Annotated in this window: 14 protein-coding genes; 7 read left to right on the plus strand and 7 right to left on the minus strand. The window is 63.3% G+C overall.

Features of this window, described 5'->3' with window-relative positions:
- Positions 1-7 precede the first annotated feature (7 nt).
- From D8Z78_RS20455 to D8Z78_RS20470, 4 genes are all read right to left on the minus strand, one after another.
- Positions 8-1,075 (minus strand): heme-dependent oxidative N-demethylase family protein, encoded by a 1,068-nt coding sequence (locus tag D8Z78_RS20455; protein WP_121633282.1) that lies wholly within the window; start codon positions 1,073-1,075, stop codon positions 8-10.
- Between the two features lie 11 nt (positions 1,076-1,086).
- Complete coding sequence (locus tag D8Z78_RS20460; RefSeq protein WP_121633280.1) at positions 1,087-2,073, minus strand: PDR/VanB family oxidoreductase; 987 nt, start codon at positions 2,071-2,073, stop codon at positions 1,087-1,089.
- On the minus strand, positions 2,070-2,672 hold the full coding sequence (dmmA, locus tag D8Z78_RS20465) for a dimethylamine monooxygenase subunit DmmA (protein ID WP_121633278.1): 603 nt from the start codon (positions 2,670-2,672) through the stop codon (positions 2,070-2,072). Before dmmA ends, D8Z78_RS20460 begins: the two co-directional genes overlap by 4 nt.
- A gap of 84 nt (positions 2,673-2,756) precedes the next feature.
- A complete protein-coding gene (locus tag D8Z78_RS20470; protein WP_121633275.1) occupies positions 2,757-3,902 on the minus strand; it encodes an aminomethyl transferase family protein in 1,146 nt (381 codons plus the stop codon).
- 236 nt (positions 3,903-4,138) lie between these two features.
- On the opposite strand from D8Z78_RS20470, the gene D8Z78_RS20475 reads away from it, so the two are divergent.
- The 6 genes from D8Z78_RS20475 to glnT all read left to right on the plus strand — a co-directional run bounded on the left by D8Z78_RS20475 (position 4,139) and on the right by glnT (position 10,238).
- Positions 4,139-5,512, plus strand: a complete 1,374-nt coding sequence (locus D8Z78_RS20475; protein WP_121633273.1) for an ammonium transporter — start codon at positions 4,139-4,141, stop codon at positions 5,510-5,512.
- Positions 5,513-5,524: 12 nt separating this feature from the next.
- Positions 5,525-5,740, plus strand: coding sequence for a hypothetical protein (locus D8Z78_RS20480; protein ID WP_121633271.1), 216 nt, complete (start codon positions 5,525-5,527; stop codon positions 5,738-5,740).
- A 159-nt stretch (positions 5,741-5,899) separates the two neighbouring features.
- On the plus strand, positions 5,900-6,796 hold the full coding sequence (locus D8Z78_RS20485) for a class II glutamine amidotransferase (protein ID WP_121633269.1): 897 nt from the start codon (positions 5,900-5,902) through the stop codon (positions 6,794-6,796).
- Position 6,797: 1 nt separating this feature from the next.
- The gene (locus D8Z78_RS20490; RefSeq protein ID WP_121633267.1) at positions 6,798-7,475 is read left to right on the plus strand and encodes a GltB/FmdC/FwdC-like GXGXG domain-containing protein; all 678 of its coding nucleotides are present in this window, start codon (positions 6,798-6,800) and stop codon (positions 7,473-7,475) included.
- A gap of 12 nt (positions 7,476-7,487) precedes the next feature.
- Positions 7,488-8,831: an FMN-binding glutamate synthase family protein gene (locus D8Z78_RS20495; protein WP_121633265.1), complete on the plus strand. Its 1,344-nt coding sequence runs from the start codon at positions 7,488-7,490 to the stop codon at positions 8,829-8,831.
- A 78-nt stretch (positions 8,832-8,909) separates the two neighbouring features.
- Positions 8,910-10,238: a type III glutamate--ammonia ligase gene (gene glnT / locus D8Z78_RS20500; RefSeq protein ID WP_121633262.1), complete on the plus strand. Its 1,329-nt coding sequence runs from the start codon at positions 8,910-8,912 to the stop codon at positions 10,236-10,238.
- Positions 10,239-10,283: 45 nt separating this feature from the next.
- Here glnT and D8Z78_RS20505 read toward each other — a convergent pair whose 3' ends face one another.
- Both D8Z78_RS20505 and tdm read right to left on the minus strand, forming a co-directional pair.
- Entirely contained in the window at positions 10,284-10,706 is a 423-nt protein-coding gene (locus D8Z78_RS20505) for a group II truncated hemoglobin (protein WP_121633260.1), read from the minus strand.
- A gap of 45 nt (positions 10,707-10,751) precedes the next feature.
- The gene (gene tdm, locus D8Z78_RS20510; RefSeq protein WP_121633257.1) at positions 10,752-13,121 is read right to left on the minus strand and encodes a trimethylamine N-oxide demethylase; all 2,370 of its coding nucleotides are present in this window, start codon (positions 13,119-13,121) and stop codon (positions 10,752-10,754) included.
- Positions 13,122-13,244: 123 nt separating this feature from the next.
- Between tdm and D8Z78_RS20515 the strand changes: the two genes are divergently transcribed.
- Positions 13,245-14,090: a DMT family transporter gene (locus D8Z78_RS20515; protein ID WP_121633256.1), complete on the plus strand. Its 846-nt coding sequence runs from the start codon at positions 13,245-13,247 to the stop codon at positions 14,088-14,090.
- Between the two features lie 5 nt (positions 14,091-14,095).
- On the opposite strand, the gene folD is transcribed toward D8Z78_RS20515, so the two are convergent.
- Entirely contained in the window at positions 14,096-14,989 is an 894-nt protein-coding gene (gene folD, locus D8Z78_RS20520) for a bifunctional methylenetetrahydrofolate dehydrogenase/methenyltetrahydrofolate cyclohydrolase FolD (RefSeq protein ID WP_128910878.1), read from the minus strand.
- Positions 14,990-15,153: the final 164 nt, after the last annotated feature.

Genomic DNA, 15,153 nt, shown 5'->3' on the forward strand with positions numbered 1-15,153 from the left:
CGGTTGATCATTTCTGCAAGGGCGGCTCGGTGCCCAGATCGGGCCAGACGCCGGGGCTGGTGGGCAGACCGTCATCATACTGGCCGAGATAGTCCAGCATCATCGGGCGGTTGGCGATGAAGCCCTTGTAGGTGGCCAGTTCCTCGGGCAGGTCGCGCACGACGCGGTGCAGGCGGCGCCCCCATTTCGGCACGGTCACGATGTCCTGAAAGGCGATCAGGTAGCACCGGATCGGGAACAGCAGGGCATTCGAGCGGGGCAACCGGAAGAAGGTCTGCAATTCCACCCGCAGATGTTGCTTTGCGCCGATATTCTCGGGCGTCAGCGTCGTCTTTTGAATGCCCCACTTGTGGTAGTTCTCGGGGCTGGTATCCAGCAGCGGGTTCACCGTCATCGTCCAGTTCAGACGCCGCGCGGGCGCGCCTTGCTGGACGTTGAGCAGGAATTTCAGCGCGCGCTTGAAGATGCCCATCTCATGCGCCAGCGGCACGGGCGCGTGCCATTCGAAGAAGTTCATGCCGATGTCGAAATCGAGGCTCCAGTCGGCCTGCGTCGTCACCATGCCCGCATCCATCCACAGCATCTCGTCGCGCTGGTCGAGCACGGCGAAATCGCCCTGCGTCTGGCGGGTGATGTATTCCAGCGGTCCGCAGGGCAGCGTGGTCTCATCGAGGAAGGTAAAGGTCTGGTCGATCCCCATGGGCTTGTTCACCCAGCGCCAACGGTTGCCGTCGCGGTGCAGTTCGAACAGGTCGGGATAGTCCTCGGACTTGGACACCATGATCAGTTCCAGCGTGTCCCACCCGGCCAGCGTCATATGCGGCAGGGACTGGCAGCGCAGCGGATCATCGGCCAGCACCAGCGCGCGGTCCCGCATTTCCGACAGGTAGTGTTCGTCCACGTCAAAGCGTTTCTCGTAGACCGAGCCCTCGGGGCCGCCACGATGCTGCTCCATGTTGACGGAATACATGTAGCTGTCTTCATGGAACGGAAACGGGAACCGCTTGATCGCCCAGTCCGAGTTGCGGAAGGAATAGTCGTCCCGGAAGGTCTCGTTGTTGAATTGGATGGTCATGTCGCGGCTCCTTACCGATCCAGAACCAGCGTCTTGCCGATAAAGCGGCTGACGCAGGGCATGATTTTCTTGCCAGAGGCGTGGTCCTCGTCATCCAGCCAGTGATCGCGGTGGACGAATTCGCCATCGGCCTCGACCACGTCGGTCTCACATTGGCCACAGGCCCCGCCGCGACACAGGAAGGGCGCGTCGACGCCGCACCGCTCCATCGCTTCGAGCAGGCTTTCATGTTCGCCGACCTGAATGGTGATGTCGGACTGGCACAAACGCACCTCGAAGGGCTTGCCGGGCTGCGGGGCGAGGAATTCCTCGGAATGGACGTTCTCAGAGGGCCAGCCATGCGCCGTGGCCGTGGCGTGGACCCAGTCGATCATGCCCGCCGGACCGCACACATATATATGTGTGCCCAAGGGCTGACCATCCAGCAGGTCCTCCAGCGGGATCGCCTGAGACTGGTCGTCGTAGTAGATGTGGACCTTGTTGGCGTATTTCTCCGCCAGTTCATCGGCATAGGTCCCCAGCGCGGGGGTCCGGCAGGCGTAGTGCAGTTCCCAATTGCCGTTGGATTGCTCCAACTGGGCGATCATCGCCTTGAACGGCGTGATGCCGATGCCACCCGCGAAAAACACGTGCTTTTTCGCCCGCAGGTCGAGCGGGAACAGGTTGACCGGATAGGTCAGCGTCATCTGGTCCCCGACCTTGACGTTGGTGTGCATGAACAGCGACCCGCCCCGCCCCTGATCGTCACGGCGCACGGAAATCGCGTAGATCGAGCGATCCGCCGGGTCGGACATCAGCGAATAGGGGTTCAGCCGGGTGCGGTCACCGTCGCGCATTTCCACGACGGTGTGGGCCCCTGCGGAAAACGGCGGGAAGTCTGCGCCATCGGTGCGGGTGAACTCGAACCGGGTGACGAGATCATTCAGCGGCACCACGGCGGAGACGGTCACGGCGATCTTCTCGGCGCCGGCCTTGGCTTTTTGGGGGGCAGCGCTCATTTGTACAGCTCCACGGGTGCGGGCACGTTGCCCGGGTCTTCGGCGTCGATGCAGACACCCTGAAAGGCCGCCAACCGGCGCGAATAGTGGTCGCGCACGAACAGGTTCAGCCCGCAATGCGAACACACGAAGGGATCGGTCGTCACGTCCTCGGTAATGCCCTTGCAATGCACGCATTGCATCCGGCGCGCGATGGACCCGCGATGCTCGGTCTGGATCGCCGAGGCAGGGATGCCCGCCGAAACGGCCTCGTTCATGGCTTGCCCCATCAGCCCCTCGGTGCCCGCTAGATAGACCTGCAACCCCATATGCGCGTCGCCCAGAACCTTGCGGATGCGCTGGACCGAGGCCGCGTAGCTTGGCCCCTCGTAGAATTGCGCGGGCTCAAGCGCGCGCAGCGCCTCGGCGAAATCCGTGCCTTTGGGGATGTAGATGATGTGGGTCTTGGCCATCAGCCCCGCATCCTGCGCGGCAAGGTCGAGGATCGCCTCCGCGCCCTCGGCATCGGCAATCATCAGATGCGCCTTGCCCGGGCGCGGCTCCAGCGTGCCATAGACCGGGCGGCTGGCGATACTTTCGGGAAACTGGAATTTCGACATTGCGTCGTCTGCTCCATTTTTTTTGCGGCTTGGGGATGATAGAAATGGAAAAGGGCGCCCTTGGAAAGGCGCCCTGCCCGATCCTCAGCCCTTCGCGGTGCGGATCGACTTGTCCTTGTCGTAGAAGGGCATTTCTTCGGCGGTGCAGGCGATTTCCGTGCCGTCCTGATTGCGCACGGTCAGCTTGGTGCCGGGCACCGCACAATCGACCGGCATCCGCGCGATACCGACATTGTGGTCGTTCAGGTTCGAGTTCATGCCATAGGTCACGACACCGACGACCTCGCCATCCTTGAGCAGCTCGGCCCCCATATCGGCGGGTGTCTTGCCCTCAAGCAGCACGCCGTAGATCTTGAACCGCTCCTTGCCCTTCAGCGCATAGTGGTTTTCCGCGCCGCGGAACCCGGTCTTGCCCGGCGAGACGGTGAAATCCAGACCCAGCTCCCACAGGGTGTCGCCGCAAGGCTCGTCCTTGAAGGGGAAGGTTTCCGAATTGTCGCCCGGATAGAACAGCAGGTAGCTTTCGGTGCGCAGCAGGTCGAGCGTCGAGAACTGCACCGGCGCGATGCCCATGTCCTTGCCATCTTCGAGGATCTTGTCCCAAAGCGCGATGGCATGGCGGGATTCGCAGAAGATCTCGTAGCCGCGCTCTCCGGTATAGCCGGTGCGCGAGATCATGACGGGCATCCCGAACAGCTTGGTCTGCAGGATGCCGAAATAGGCCAGATCACGGATGCCCGGCACGTGCTTTTCGAGGAAGTCCACGGCGACCGGCCCCTGGAGGGACATGTCGTGCAGGTCGTCGTCGAAGATCATCGCGACGCTCTTGCCAAAGGCGGCCATGGCCAGCGATTCATGCCCCGTGCCGGTGCCATGCACCACCATCCAGTGATTGACCGAGAGGCGGTAGATCACGCAATCGTCGATGAACTTGCCATCGTCGTTGAGCATGCAGGCATAGACGGCGCGGCCGGGCATGATCTTGTCGACGTTGCGGGTGGTGGCCCTGTCGATCACGGCAGCGGCGTGCGGCCCGACCAGATGCACCTTCTTCAAACCCGAGACGTCCATCAGGCCGGCCTTGGTGCGCACCGCCAGATAGTCGGCTTCGGCGCGCTCGTCGCTGTGGTCATAGAACCACGCGGTGCCCATGCCGTTCCAGTCTTCGAGCTCGCCGCCAATCTCTGCGTGGCGCGGCGCAAGCGCCGAGGTTCTGTAGATGATGGCCATCAAAGCCTCCCGTTACGATGTGTTTTGCCGATATTCAGACCCGAGTCGCGCCAAAAATCAATACTTTCGTGCAGATTATTTTCCTCGTGGGAAAAACCGTTTTCGAACCGCCTACACTTCCAGCAGGTGGGCATGGTTTTCGATGAATTTTTAAACTTGTTGACAGATGAACAAATTTGCGCACCCCTTAAGAAAAAAATTTCACCTCAGATGAAATACACGCAAGGGAGGATGCGATGGACGGCAATCTGAATGCACTGACAACAGTGTTCACAGAGTTCTATTACTGGGTCACGGTGGTCTTCATGTTCCTGATTCACGTCGGGTTCTGCATGTACGAGGTCGGCGCAAGCCGGCGGCGCAATCACATGCACACGCTGATGAAGAACGTCATGGTGATCCCGCTGGTGACGGTCACCTTCTTTTTCTTCGGCTGGTGGATCTACTGGGCCTTCCCCATGTTCCCGTTCTTCGGCGGGCTGAACCACGAGATGGGCGATGCAAACCTGCCGTGGTCGCAGACCATGGGCACCAACCTGCAGGACCGCATCACCGGCGTCTTCTGGGCGGCGTTCCTGCTGTTCTCGTGGACGGCGGCGTCGATCGTGTCCGGCTCGGTTATCGAACGCATCCGGTCCTCGGCGCTTTGGGTGCATGCGGTGCTGATCGGCTCCGTCTGGTGGATCATCGACGCGGCGTGGGGCTGGCACTATGGCGGCTGGATGGTGCAGTATCTGGGCTATCACGATGCCTACGCATCCGGGGTGATCCATGCGATTGCCGGCGGCTACGCGCTGGGGGTCATCATGGTTCTCGGGCCGCGCATCGGAAAGTTCGCCGCGGACGGCACGCCGCGCGACATCCCCCCGCACAACCCGTGGATGCTGACCATCGGGATTTTCCTGATCTATACCGGCTTCTGGGGCTTCTATGCCGCCTGCAACGTCCCCGTGATCGCGCCCGAGGTCATCGACGGCCAGATCACCGGCACCACCTGGACCGCGACGAACATCTATCTCGCGCCCACCTCGCTGTCGGCGATCACCTTCAACTTCCTGATGTCGCTGTCGGGTGGCCTGATGGCAGCCTATGTCGTGTCCAAGGGCGACGCCTTCTGGACCTTCTCGGGCGGTCTGGCCGGGGTCATCACCGCCTCTGCGGGCAATGACCTGTACCACCCGATCCAAGCCATGCTGATCGGCGCCGTCGGTGTCGTCGTGGTCTACAAGCTGCACTACTGGGTCGAACGCCGCTTCAAGCTGGACGATGCGGTGGGCGCCGTCGCCGTGCACGGCTATTCCGGCGTCGTGGGCCTGATCATCGCGGGCTTTGTCCTGTGGGGCGCGCCGTCCTCCCCGTATGAGGGCTATGCCACGATCAACCCGCTGGGTCAGGTCGCAGGCGCGGTCATCATGTTCTTCGTCCTTGGCTTCGTGCCCGGCTGGGCCGTGGCCAAGATGCAGTCCGCCGCAGGCGTGCTGCGCATCCCCGAAGAGGTCGAACTGCAAGGTCTCGATTACGCGGAACACCACGCCTACGAGGATGCCAAGACCGACGTCATCGAAGCCGACAAGGCCTATCTGGCCTCGCGCGCAACCCCGGCCGAATAAGGAGCACACATCATGTCTACCATCGGATACGAAGACTGGGCCGTCGATCTGGCCAATGTGGGACCGATCTATCCCTTCCAGGGCTGGGAGGTCGCGATGACCATCGTCGGCGTGATCTTCTGGATCGGCTGGCACCGCATCCAGTTCGTGCGCGAAAGCGAACACCTCGAAAAGGCCCGCAAGATGGGGGATCCGGACAAGATCGCCAAGCATCTGGACCGCTACTGACATAGGCGACTGATGAAAAAATAGGCGCGGGCGCAGAAAACGCTCGCGCCTATTGCCTTACAGGAATATTTTTTTCATTTAAGTTGCGACCAGAAAACGCCGGTGCTAGCGTTTTCGACAGGGCCCAAGGGGCAGAATCAAGAAGTGGAGCAAACGCGAATGTGCGGGATTGTCGGACTTTTTCTGAAGGACAAGGCGCTCGAGCCGCAGCTTGGCGCGTTGTTGACGGACATGCTGATCACGATGACGGATCGCGGACCGGACAGCGCGGGCATCGCCATCTATGGCGACAAGGCTGACGGGCGGGCCAAGCTGACGGTGCAGTCGGATCAGGCCGACACGGTCTTCGCCGATCTGGCGGACACGCTGGGCACGGCCATCGGCAGCGCGGTCAAACTGACCCGCAAGGACACCCACGCGGTGCTGGACGTCCCTGCCGACAAGATCGCCGAGGCGCGCGCCGCGCTCAAGACGGTGGCGCCCGACGCCCGCGTCATGTCGGCCGGTGAAACCATCGAAATCTACAAGGAAGTCGGCCTGCCCAAGGATGTCGCGGCACGGTTTGACCTGTCCAAGATGCATGGCACGCATGGCATCGGCCACACCCGCATGGCCACCGAATCCGCCGTGACGACCATGGGTGCACACCCGTTCAACACCGGGCCCGACCAGTGCCTTGTGCATAATGGCTCGCTGTCGAACCACAACTCGCTGCGCCGCAAACTGCGCCGCGATGGCGTGCATATCGAAACGCAGAACGACACCGAGGTCGGCGCCGCCTACCTGACTTGGCGTATGCAGCACGGCGCAACGCTGGGCGAGGCACTGGAAAGCTCTCTGTCCGATCTCGACGGCTTCTTCACCTTTGTCGTCGGCACCGAGGACGGCTTTGGCGTGGTGCGCGACCCGATCGCCTGCAAGCCCGCCGTCATGGCCGAAACCGATCAATACGTCGCCTTTGGCAGCGAATACCGCGCGCTGGTGAACCTGCCCGGCATTGAGGATGCCCGCGTCTGGGAACCCGAACCCGCAACCGTCTATTTCTGGAAGCACTGACATGCAGACATTCGATCTTGCAGCCGACGGGCTGCGCACCCTGAACGCCACGCTGCACGCACAGGCCGAGACCACCAACCAGACCACGTGGGAAATCATCAACCCCAAGGGAAGCCACGCCATCGCCGTGGGCCTTGACGCGCCGATCGAAGTGAACGTCAAGGGCTCGACCGGCTACTACTGCGCTGGCATGAACAAGCAGGCCACCGTGCATGTGCACGGCTCCGCCGGCCCCGGCGTCGCCGAGAACATGATGAGCGGCACCGTGATCGTCGAAGGCGATGCCAGCCAATATGCCGGTGCAACCGGCCATGGCGGCACGCTGATCATCAAAGGCAATGCCTCCTCGCGCTGCGGGATCTCGATGAAGGGCATCGACATCATCGTGCACGGCAATATCGGCCATATGAGCGCCTTCATGGCGCAATCCGGCAACCTCGTGGTCTGCGGCGATGCAGGCGACGCGCTGGGGGACAGCCTGTACGAGGCGCGGCTCTTCGTCCGTGGCTCGGTCAAATCTCTGGGCGCGGACTGCATCGAGAAAGAGATGCGCCCCGAGCATCTGGAAATCCTCGCCGAGCTGCTGGAACGTGGCGGCTGCGATGCCAAACCAGAAGAGTTCAAGCGCTACGGCTCTGCCCGGCAGCTCTATAACTTCAAACCCGACAACGCTTATTAAGGGGTGCGTCCGATGAAAGACGAAACCAAAAGCGCACCGCGCACCATGCCGATCCAGTCGGCGACCTTCTCCCAGTCGATCAACGCCGAGATCCGGCGCGCAGCCGCGACCGGCATCTACGACATTCGCGGTGGCGGTGCCAAGCGCAAGGTCCCGCATTTCGACGACCTGCTGTTCCTTGGCGCGTCGATGTCGCGCTATCCGCTGGAAGGTTATCGCGAAAGGTGCGACACCTCGGTGACGCTGGGCACGCGTTATGCCAAGAACCCGATCCATCTGGATATCCCGATCACCATTGCGGGCATGTCGTTCGGCGCGCTCTCCGGCCCCGCGAAAGAGGCGCTGGGGCGCGGCGCGACGCTGGCAGGCACCTCGACCACCACCGGTGACGGCGGCATGACCCCCGAGGAGCGTGGTCATTCGAAAAAGCTGGTCTATCAATACCTGCCCTCGCGCTACGGCATGAACCCCGACGACCTGCGCCGCGCCGACGCGATCGAGATCGTCGTGGGTCAAGGCGCGAAACCGGGCGGCGGCGGCATGTTGCTGGGTCAGAAGATTTCCGACCGCGTGGCCGAAATGCGCAACCTGCCCAAGGGCATCGACCAGCGCTCGGCCTGCCGTCACCCGGACTGGACCGGCCCGGACGATCTGGAAATCAAGATCCTCGAACTGCGCGAGATCACCGGCTGGCAAGTGCCGATCTACATCAAGGTCGGCGGCGCGCGGCCCTATTTCGACACCACGCTGGCGGTCAAGGCCGGGGCGGATGTGGTCGTTCTGGACGGCATGCAGGGCGGTACGGCGGCGACGCAGGACGTGTTCATCGAACATGTCGGCCAGCCGATCCTTGCTTGCATCCGCGAGGCTGTCCGCGCGCTTCAGGATCTTGGCATGCATCGCGAGGTGCAGCTGGTTGTCTCGGGCGGCATCCGCACCGGGGCCGATGTGGCCAAGTGCATGGCGCTTGGTGCCGACGCTGTGGCCATCGGTACCGCCGCGCTGATCGCGCTGGGGGACAACGACCCGCGCTGGGAGGACGAGTACCAGAAGCTGGGCACCACCGCCGGTGCCTATGACGACTGGCACGAGGGCAAGGACCCGGCGGGCATCACCACGCAGGACCCCGAGCTGATGGCGCGCTTCGACCCGATCGAGGGCGGGCGTCGCCTGAACAACTACCTCAAGGTCATGACTCTGGAGGCCCAGACCATCGCGCGGGCCTGCGGCAAGAGCCACCTGCACAATCTCGAACCCGAGGACCTGTGCGCGCTGACGATGGAGGCGGCGGCAATGGCCCGCATTCCGCTGGCGGGAACGGACTGGTATCCGGGCAAGCCCGGGACCGGCTTCTGATCCATCCGGCGCGGCGCGGCTTTACACAGGTCGCGCCGTATTCATGAATAGACCCAAAACCAACAGGGAACACCAACAATGACCATTGATTTGGCCCAATATGCCAAGGACAACGGCGTAAAATACTTCATGATCTCCTATACCGACCTGTTCGGCGGCCAGCGGGCCAAGCTGGTCCCGGCGCAGGCGATTTCCGACATGCAGGAAGACGGCGCAGGCTTTGCCGGGTTCGCCACGTGGCTCGACCTGACGCCCGCCCATCCGGACATGCTGGCCGTGCCCGACCCCGACGCGGTGATCCAGCTGCCGTGGAAGCCCGAGGTCGCATGGGTCCCCGCCAATTGCGTGATGGAAGGAGAGCCGGTCGATCAGGCCCCGCGCAACGTGCTGCGCAAACTGATCGACGAGGCCGCCGCCGAGGGCCTGCACGTCAAGACCGGCATCGAGGCCGAGTTCTTTTTGCTGACCCCCGAGGGCGACCAGATTTCCGACCCGTTCGATACCGCCGAAAAGCCCTGCTACGATCAGCAGGCCGTCATGCGCCGCTACGAGGTGGTGCGCGAGATCTGCGACTACATGCTGGATCTCGGCTGGGGCCCCTACCAGAACGACCACGAGGACGCGAATGGCCAGTTCGAGATGAACTGGGAATTCGATGACGTGCTCAAGACCGCCGACAAGCATTCCTTCTTCAAGTTCATGGCCAAGTCGGTCGCCGAAAAGCACGGCTTCCGCGCGACCTTCATGCCCAAACCCATCGAGGGGCTGACCGGCAATGGCTGCCACGCGCATATCTCTGTCTGGGACGCGCCGGGCAAGGATGCCAAGGTCAACGTGTTCGCGGGCGAAGGCGAGGGCCAGACCGGCGAGGTCGGCCTGTCCGAGCGCGGCAAGCACTTCCTCGGCGGGATCATGAAGCACGCCAGCGCGCTGGCGGCGATCACCAACCCGACAGTTAACAGCTACAAGCGGATCAACGCGCCGCGCACCATGTCGGGCGCGACCTGGGCGCCGAACACGGTCACGTGGACCGGCAACAATCGCACCCACATGGTCCGCGTCCCCGGCCCCGGCCGGTTCGAACTGCGCTTGCCCGATGGCGCCGCGAATCCCTATCTGTTGCAGGCGGTCATCATCGCGGCGGGCCTGTCGGGCATCCGGTCCAAGGCCGATCCGGGCAAGCGCCACGACATCGACATGTATGCCGAAGGCCAGTCGATCACCGACGCGCCCAAGCTGCCGCTGAACATGCTCGACGCGATCCGCGAATACGACAAGGACACCGAGTTGAAGGCCTCGATGGGCGAAGAATTCTCGAAATCCTACATCAAGATGAAGATGCAGGAGTGGAATTCCTTCGTGACGCATTTCTCGCGTTGGGAAAAGGACAACACGCTGGATATCTGATCCTGCCTGACACCAAAGAGCCCGCGTTTCACGACGCGGGCTTTTTCATGCCTTGGCGCGCTCGTCCGCCTCGGCCCGCCAATCGGGCACATCGTTGACCAGCATATGCGCCGCGCGGCGCAGCGTCGCGCGCAGCTTGTCCACCGCTTGGCCGCTCATCTCGCAATCGGTTAACGCCGCATCGAAGGTCGCCAGCCACAAGTCCGCGTCCTCAGTGCGGATCGGTACATGCCCGTGGATTTCGCGCAGGTTCATGTGGCCGTTGCGCTCGCGGTAATAGGGCCGTCCCCCCAGAAACCCGCACATGAATTCGAATTGCGCCTGCCGGGTGTGGTTCAACCCATGTCCGCGAAAATGCAGCCGATGCAGCGCATGCGCCTTTGGGTCCGTCTCCATCCGGTCGTAGAAGGCGGTGACCAAGGCGTGCAGGCGGTCCTCGCCGCCGATCTCTTCCAACGCTGTTTTCATGTCAGAAACGCTAGGCAGGGCCCGCAGGCCCCGCCTTGATCTGCATCACGAGCGCGGCTTGGTCTTTTGCGGATCGTAATGCGCAAACGGCACGATGGTCGCGGGCAGGCGTTTCTGATGGCCGTCCAGCTTGCCGATTTCGACCTGCGTGCCCACCGCGTGATGCGCCACGTCGACCCGCGCCAAGGCGATGTTCTTGCCCAGCAAGGGCGAGCGCATGGACGAGGTCACCTCGCCGATTTGCGCGCGCCCGATATGGATGCAATCGCCATGGCCCACATCCACGTTGCTGTCGATCTCCAGCCCCACCAGCTTGCGCGCCGGGTGGTCCTTGCGGCGGATCAGCGCGTCACGCCCGATGAAGTCATCGGTTTTGGATTTCAGCGGCACGGTAAAGCCGATCCCGGCCTCGAACGGGTCGGTCTGGTCGCTGAAGTCATAGCCCGCAAAGATCAGCCCGGCCTCAATCCGCACCATGTCCAGCGCCTCAAGGCCCATCGGGGTCAGCCCATGATCCTTGCCCGCCTCCCAGACCGCGTCGAAGACCTCGCCCGCGTGTTTGGGGTGGCAGAAGATTTCATAGCCCAACTCTCCGGTGTAGCCGGTGCGCGAGACCACGACGGGAACGCCATCCGCATCGCCGATCCGCGCGGGCGTAAAGCGGAACCACTCCAGCTGCTCGAATTTCGGCTGGTGCGGCGCGGTCCAGATGACCTTTTTCAGCAGATCACGGCTTTCGGGGCCTTGCACGGCGATGTTGTGCTGCATGTCGGTCGAGGACCGGATCAACACCTTCAGCCCCAATTCCTCGGCCTTTTCGCGCAGCCACTCGCCGCCGTAATCCGATCCGCCGATCCAGCGGAAGTTGTCCTTGCCCAGACGGAACACGGTGCCATCGTCGATCATGCCGCCATGCGGATAGCACATCGCGGTATAGACGACGCCGCCCACCGGCAGGGTCTTCATGTTGCGGGTGAAGACGTATTGGCATAGCGCCTCGGCATCCGGGCCGGTGATCTCGAACTTACGCAGGGCGGACAGGTCGAGCACCACGGATTTCTCGCGGCAGGCATGGTATTCGGCAATCGGCCCGGCGGTCGAGATCGCGCTGGCCAGCCAATAACCATTGTATTCGATGAAATTCTCGGTGAACCGGGCAAAGCGGTCGTGAAAGCCCGTCTGTTTCGTCATCTTCGGCTCCGCATCGGGTGTGGGCCGGTAGGCCACGGATCGTTGAAAGGTTTCCTTGCCGCTATAGGTGCGCACATGGATGTCGGTCGGGTTCCACCCATTGGCGGCGGTGGTGTCATCCGGACAGGCCGAGCTGACGCAGACCAGATCGGTCAGCGCCCGCAGCAGCACGTAGTCGCCGGGCCGGGTCCACGGCTCGTCGGCATACATGACGCCGTGCTCGTCCAGCCCGGTGTTGAAGAAGAAGTTGATCGCCATCCAACCCGCCCGCGCCGTCACCCCATGCGGCGCAAGCGCGCCGTTGAAGTTGTCGGAACAGTTGACGTGGCCGGGATAGCCGATGTCGTCATAGTATTTGGCAGCACAGGCAAGGGCAAAGGCATCGTGCCGCCCGACGGTGTCCTGCACCACTTCGACCAGCGGAAGCATCTCTTGGTCATAATATTTCGCGTGCAGCCCGGGCATCGGGTAGCTGTGCCCCATCAGCGTGCGCGTGGTGGTGACGTCCAGCGCGTGCTCGATCCCCTTGTCCAACTTGCGCGCGGCAAAGCACTGAAAGTCGGTGCATTGCCGACCATCGACGTCGAGGATCTGGATATAGTCGCCCGCCTTGACGAAATAGGCCTGCGCCGTGGCCGAATGCACCCGGATGTCGGCGACCGGATCGGCCAGCGGGTCGGGCAATTCGAACCGCGCGGCGCTTTTCAGCGTGGCGCGCTTGATCCAGACGGTCAGTGGCGTCGCGGTATCCTGTGCCTCGAAATCCATCACGCCGCCGGGGGCGGCGATGATGGCAATGCCGTCGCGCGTGGCGGTGAATTCCTGTTTGGTGCCCGCCGGGGTGGAGGTTTCGAAAAGATGCACCGCTTGCGCCTGCGCCAGATCGAGGCCGCGCGCCTCGACCCCCATGCGCAAGCTGCGCAGGGATTGATCGCCCGAGGTCAAAAGCGCCAGCAAGCCCCGCGGCGCGCCCTGCCCCGCCGCGCCGATGATGCCGGTGTCAAAGGCCCCGCGCGTATCGGCACAGACGATCTCACACGGTTGCCCGCCTTCTGTATTCTCGATCTCCAACCGGTCGCCCTGCTCCAGCCGGACAAGGATTGCGCCCGCGCCCTCGACCACGTAACGCTCGGTCCCGGGGGGCAGCGCAAAGACGCGCGGCTGCAGAATCACGCTGGGTTTCGGTGGCCCCGGGACGACGTCGGGATACTTGCTGTCCAACATTGGCCTTCTCCGTTGCTTTGCATTTGCGGAAACATTATTTATTGAAAAGAATATTGCGAGACCCCGCGCGTTGCAAGCCAGCAGACGGTCCCGACGCAAGAAACCACTGAAACGGAGCAAAACATGGGCACCATCGGCCTTGGTCTTCTGGCGGCGTTGTGCTGGGGGCTGCACGACATCACGATCCGCTATCTCAGCCGGACCGTCCCCCTGATGGGCGCGCTGTTCTTCGTGCTGGCGGCGGGGTTGGTGTTCCAGATGCTCGTGCTGGGTGCCACGGATGTCATGCGCCTGCCGCAGGGCGATGCGCTGTGGCTGTCGATCGGATCGGGCGCGGCGTTCCTCGTGGCCAGCCTTGGGCTGTACTACGCGTTCGAGCGCGGGCCGGTGCGGCTTGTCAGTCCGATCATCGGCGCCTATCCCATCGTATCGCTGGGTCTGGCCGCCTTGACCGGGGCGGTGATCACGCCCGGTCAGATCGCCGCGGTCCTGTTCATCATCGCCGGGGTCGGCGTCGTGGCCGCGCTGGCCGACACGAGCGGCGACCCGGTGCCCGCCAAGGGACCGACGATTGTCCTGTCGCTTTTGTCGGCGCTTGGCTTCGCGCTGACCTTCAAGCTGGGGCAAACCGCTGCCGAACTGGATGGCGAGTTGCACGCCACGATGATGGCCCGGATCACGGCACTGGGGCTGCTTGCGGCGCTGATCGTGATCCGCAAGGCACCGATCGCAGTGGGGCGAAGGGCGATCCTACCCCTGCTGATCATGGGTGCGCTCGACGGCGTCGCGCTTCTGGCGGTGCTTACGGCCGGACGGTTGGAACATCCGCAATTCGCCGCCGTCGGGTCGTCGATGTTCGGACTGTTCACCATCATCCTCGCCTGGGCCCTGCTGAAGGAGCGCATGACCGCCCCGCAATGGGGCGGCTGCGTGGTGGCGTTCCTCGGGATCGGCTACCTGGCGCTTTGATGCGCTCAGGCTGTCAGGCCTTCGGGCTCGGTCAGGCTGTTGGCGCGGCAGGCCGCGGTGACGGTGTTGGCCAGCAGGCATGCGATGGTCATGGGGCCGACGCCGCCGGGGACGGGGGTGATGGCGCCGGCGACCGCGGCGCAGCTGTCATAGTGGCAGTCGCCAACAAGGCGCGTGCCGCCCTCGGGCTTGTCGATGCGGTTGATGCCGACATCGATCACGGTGGCGCCGGGCTTGATCCAGTCGCCGGGGACCATCTCGGGACGGCCCACCGCCGCCACCACGATATCGGCGCGGCGGACGACCTCGGCCAGATCCTTGGTGCGCGAATGCGCGATGGTCACGGTGCACGAATCGCCCAGCAGCAGCTGCGCCATCGGCTTGCCGACGATGTTCGAGCGCCCGATCACCACCGCATCCATGCCGGACAGTGACCCGTGATGGTCCCGCAGCATCATCAGGCAGCCCAGCGGCGTGCAGGGGACCATCGACTTCTGCCCGGTGCCCAGCAGGCCCACGTTCGAGATGTGGAACCCGTCCACATCCTTGGCCGGATCGATGGAATTGATCACCAGATCCTCGTCCAGATGCTTGGGCAGCGGCAGTTGCACGAGGATGCCGTGCACCGCCGGGTCCTTGTTCAGCTGGTCGATCAGCGCCAGCAGATCGGCCTCCGAGGTGTCGGCGTCCAGCTTGTGCTCGTAGGAATTCATACCGACCTCGACGGTCTGCTTGCCCTTGGAGCGGACATAAACCTGGCTGGCGGGGTCCTCGCCCACCAGCACCACCGCCAGACCGGGGGTGATGCCGTGCTCATCCTTGAGGCGGGCCACATGCCCCGCCACCTTCTCGCGCACCAAAGCCGCAAAGGCCTTGCCGTCGATCACTGTTGCCGTCATTTCGTCACTTCCTTCCCGAATGGTCTTCAACTCTCCCCGAAGGGTCAAAGGGACGGTGGGGTTTCGGCTGGTCCGCGTCAGCGGCACACGCTCCGGGGGAGCGTTTGAAGCCGAAACGGGCGGAGCCCCAGCCTTTGCGCGCAGGCGCAAACAGCGTCCGACCG

The sequence above is a fragment of the Tropicibacter alexandrii genome (assembly GCF_003667315.2).
Classification (GTDB): domain Bacteria; phylum Pseudomonadota; class Alphaproteobacteria; order Rhodobacterales; family Rhodobacteraceae; genus Tropicibacter; species Tropicibacter alexandrii.

Bases quoted from the DNA above. Each gene is read 5' to 3' on its own strand.
- D8Z78_RS20455 (WP_121633282.1), bottom strand. From the start codon at position 1,075: ATGACCATCCAATTCAACAACGAGACCTTCCGGGACGACTATTCCTTC.
- D8Z78_RS20460 (WP_121633280.1), bottom strand. From the start codon at position 2,073: ATGAGCGCTGCCCCCCAAAAAGCCAAGGCCGGCGCCGAGAAGATCGCC.
- dmmA (WP_121633278.1), bottom strand. From the start codon at position 2,672: ATGTCGAAATTCCAGTTTCCCGAAAGTATCGCCAGCCGCCCGGTCTAT.
- D8Z78_RS20470 (WP_121633275.1), bottom strand. From the start codon at position 3,902: ATGGCCATCATCTACAGAACCTCGGCGCTTGCGCCGCGCCACGCAGAG.
- D8Z78_RS20475 (WP_121633273.1), top strand. From the start codon at position 4,139: ATGGACGGCAATCTGAATGCACTGACAACAGTGTTCACAGAGTTCTAT.
- D8Z78_RS20480 (WP_121633271.1), top strand. From the start codon at position 5,525: ATGTCTACCATCGGATACGAAGACTGGGCCGTCGATCTGGCCAATGTG.
- D8Z78_RS20485 (WP_121633269.1), top strand. From the start codon at position 5,900: ATGTGCGGGATTGTCGGACTTTTTCTGAAGGACAAGGCGCTCGAGCCG.
- D8Z78_RS20490 (WP_121633267.1), top strand. From the start codon at position 6,798: ATGCAGACATTCGATCTTGCAGCCGACGGGCTGCGCACCCTGAACGCC.
- D8Z78_RS20495 (WP_121633265.1), top strand. From the start codon at position 7,488: ATGAAAGACGAAACCAAAAGCGCACCGCGCACCATGCCGATCCAGTCG.
- glnT (WP_121633262.1), top strand. From the start codon at position 8,910: ATGACCATTGATTTGGCCCAATATGCCAAGGACAACGGCGTAAAATAC.
- D8Z78_RS20505 (WP_121633260.1), bottom strand. From the start codon at position 10,706: ATGAAAACAGCGTTGGAAGAGATCGGCGGCGAGGACCGCCTGCACGCC.
- tdm (WP_121633257.1), bottom strand. From the start codon at position 13,121: ATGTTGGACAGCAAGTATCCCGACGTCGTCCCGGGGCCACCGAAACCC.
- D8Z78_RS20515 (WP_121633256.1), top strand. From the start codon at position 13,245: ATGGGCACCATCGGCCTTGGTCTTCTGGCGGCGTTGTGCTGGGGGCTG.
- folD (WP_128910878.1), bottom strand. From the start codon at position 14,989: ATGACGGCAACAGTGATCGACGGCAAGGCCTTTGCGGCTTTGGTGCGC.